Source organism: Oleiphilus sp. HI0086, assembly GCF_001635225.1.
The window spans coordinates 1-3,083 of record NZ_LWFZ01000847.1 but is presented as its reverse complement, the minus strand read 5'-3'; the positions used below and the strand labels follow the sequence as shown (position 1 = coordinate 3,083).

At 41.9% G+C, this 3,083-nt stretch carries 4 protein-coding genes; 1 reads left to right on the top strand and 3 read right to left on the bottom strand.

Annotated features, from left to right (window positions below; all coding sequences use genetic code 11):
• The first annotated feature begins 309 nt into the window (after positions 1–309).
• Positions 310–678, top strand: a complete 369-nt coding sequence (locus tag A3756_RS15255; RefSeq protein WP_068553808.1) for a hypothetical protein — start codon at positions 310–312, stop codon at positions 676–678.
• A gap of 193 nt (positions 679–871) precedes the next feature.
• Here A3756_RS15255 and A3756_RS15250 read toward each other — a convergent pair whose 3' ends face one another.
• The 3 genes from A3756_RS15250 to A3756_RS15240 all read right to left on the bottom strand — a co-directional run.
• Positions 872–1,306 carry a phosphate-starvation-inducible PsiE family protein gene (locus tag A3756_RS15250; protein ID WP_068515468.1) on the bottom strand — a complete coding sequence of 145 codons (435 nt, stop codon included), beginning with the start codon at positions 1,304–1,306 and terminating at the stop codon, positions 872–874.
• A 37-nt stretch (positions 1,307–1,343) separates the two neighbouring features.
• Positions 1,344–2,285 carry a universal stress protein gene (locus A3756_RS15245; RefSeq protein ID WP_068508639.1) on the bottom strand — a complete coding sequence of 314 codons (942 nt, stop codon included), beginning with the start codon at positions 2,283–2,285 and terminating at the stop codon, positions 1,344–1,346.
• A 399-nt stretch (positions 2,286–2,684) separates the two neighbouring features.
• On the bottom strand, positions 2,685–3,083 hold a 399-nt coding region (locus A3756_RS15240; RefSeq protein ID WP_068553807.1), incomplete at its 5' end, for an HPP family protein.

Sequence of the window (3,083 nt, the reverse complement as noted above, 5' to 3'; positions counted from 1 at the left end):
TTCAATACTTTGATTAGATATTGGCCTCTTATATTAAACGCTAGTATTTCCCTTAAACAGTATAGGTGAGAAATACTTACCATGAGCACCAATATACCAGCAAATATCTACTTCAACCTTTCCGTCAACCACAAGATGCTGGGATCTATGACCTATAAAAAATATCTGAATTTCAAATAGTATGTTTTTAACGAGCATCCAGTAAATTTTTATCTGCTTTTTATATCACCAATTTTATTCAAAATAGATCGTGCATATATGGTCATACCGATTTTGGTAGGCATCTATTCAAGCTTATAGGAGAGTAATATGAACATCTCAGTCAACACACGAACAGCTTTTATTAGCCCTGGCGTTAGATTCGACCTTGAGCGAAGATTAGGACGAATGTATCGAAAGGCTGCAGGGTCTATTCAACGAATCAACGTTAACCTAGAAGATGTGAATGGCCCAAAAGGCGGCGTTGATAAACAATGCAAAGTTAAGGTTACACTGTTCGGGCTCCCGTCGATTCTTATTACTACTAAACGAGACAGCACAGAGAAAGCATTTGTAGATGCATTACAAAAAGTAAACCAGACCTTGTTTCGTAAGCTCAAAAAACATAATCGAGTTCGCAGAGCTACTCCCTTGCTCGACGTTACTGAAGAGGCCAATGAAGCCAAACTGGTTGTTTAACCTCTAGCAACAACAGGCTGCAGATCGATCAACCCTGACTGGGTGAATCGCTGACGCAGTCTGCTTTTGACGCTGCAACAAAACCTTTAATCAAGACACCGTATCCTCTCTCCGCGAAAACACCTTTAAAAATCAGGTCACAAAATAACTATACGAATTTACCCCTCCGCTCAGGATAGTTAGAGTCAATGATCTACTGTGATTTTTCAGGTAGTTTATGAACTACCCAGTATCCCACACTCATCGCGAAGACTAGTACTGCGGTGGCATAAACATACTCTGGTTGAACCTCTTTGTAATCCAGAATAATCACCTTTCGCGCTACCGCCATTAGGGCAGTAGCCATCACAATCTTTACATGAATCACATCATCACGTAGATAGACGGTAATATTGATAAGGATCTCAATGGCAATCAAGACTGCCATGAACGCCCCAAACGTTGCCAACATATCAGAGATAGTGAGTATAAACAGCGGCGGTGTTATGAGCTTTTGATACAGTGTCCAGCCAACATCAATAACGCCCATCACAATAACGACAGCCATCAATATTGAGAGTAACCGGACGCAGTACCGAACCAAGACATAAATACGAGAAATCAAAATACTTTCAGTGTCATTTTTCATCTTAAGTGTCCTATCTAATAAGGTATTGAATCACTCACTATTTAACAACAGGAGACTCAAACCCTTCTGGCTTCAAAGTCAGCACTGAGCAATTGACCTTACCCAAAATAGACTCTGCGGTATTGCCTATGATCATGCCAGCAACATTTGAACGGCACACAGTCCCCATCACCAAGATATCAATTGACTGATCATCGACGAATTTGGGTATTTCATTCTTGGGCTGCCCCTCAACTAAATGTATCTCTCGAATACGCCGCTTAGCATGCCCCGTTAGGGCGTCAACTCTCTCTTTCCTAGAGTGCTTTTCTTCTCTTGCCATAGCTCCGACCTCGAAGTCACTGCGCCGCCCCCAAGTACTAAGATACCCTTCACCCGCAAGGTGCCAGATATGAACAATATGCAGCTCTGCGCGATATAACTCCGCCAGGCTCAAAGCTGCATCAAGTATCTGCTGATTCAAGCCGCTATCAACATCAATGTTACTTACATCGATAGCTGCGGCTATTTTCATTTCAGGGCACATTTTTTGGTGGCCAATCGCGAAAGTTGGCGTGGGTGACTTACGCATCAGGTGCATCAAAGTGCTTCCCATAACACTACTATCTTTCTTGTTGGTACTAGGCTTAGAGATGGCAATACAATCATAGTGGCCCCGCAACGCACTTAATATAAGATTGATAAATGCCACGCCTGTTACAACTTCGCGCTCAAATAACACATCAGGAAGCTTTTTTTCTAAGAGCGCAATCATGGCATCCAGCCGCTCAAGCTCAACATTGATTGCGTGCTCTAGGAGTGTCGCAGGAGAGGCTCTCATATAACCCGAGATTCTAGAAAAGTCAGCGTCTTCGATTACAGTAATAAACTTAACCTCTAGCGGTTCATCATTGTCACTCCTCAAGCCGATAAGCTCACCCAAGCTTGGAGCAATTCCACCTCCTGGAGAAATAGGTACCATAATATGATTCAATTTCATTTTTAGTCCCTCTCATAATTTGGAAAATATAATCCAACACTTGACAGCACTAATCATCAACTAAAACGATTAAAAGCTAAGCCATTATTTCAACTATTAATGCTCGTAAAAATCAGATTTTAGCTAAATGATTACTCGATTTTAACGAACATAAAGTTATGCTAAGAGTATTGCAGAATATAAAAAAACCCCGCAATGCGGGGTGTCTCGAAAGTTCGCTCGAGCAAGGGAGTTAGAATGGTTTGTATTCGATAGCTTCATACAGCTACTTAATATAGCCTCAGTTTCTCAATGAACATTCCCTTAAAAAAGCAGTTTAATTCGTTCATTTAATAAGGAATTTTCTGACACAGATAAATCTTCGCCTAGATCTCTTTGGGGGCTTAAGTCTCTTTCGCGCTAACACCACATTGAAAGAGGAGGGTTGGCAGTCACACACCTTAAAATATCAGTGCGGGAGACAATCCCCACTAAACGATGCTCAGCATCCACAATAGGGATTGCATCCAAGCTATACATGACTAAGGCCTTGGCCACTCTACGAACATCTGTCACAGGATCCGCTGAAACAACAGATTTCCCCCTTGTTTGGATAACACTCGATAATGAAGTGTCCCGCCCCATTTGAACCGACGATTGAGACAAGAGCTTAGCGTATATTTGTTGGCGAGAGATTACTGAAACTAGCTGCCCTTTATTATCCAGAACAGGAACTACCTGATAATGCACCTGTTCGAATAACTCAAGTACGTATCCCCATGTATCGCTTAGCTGAACACTAACGACCGGTTGGCTCAT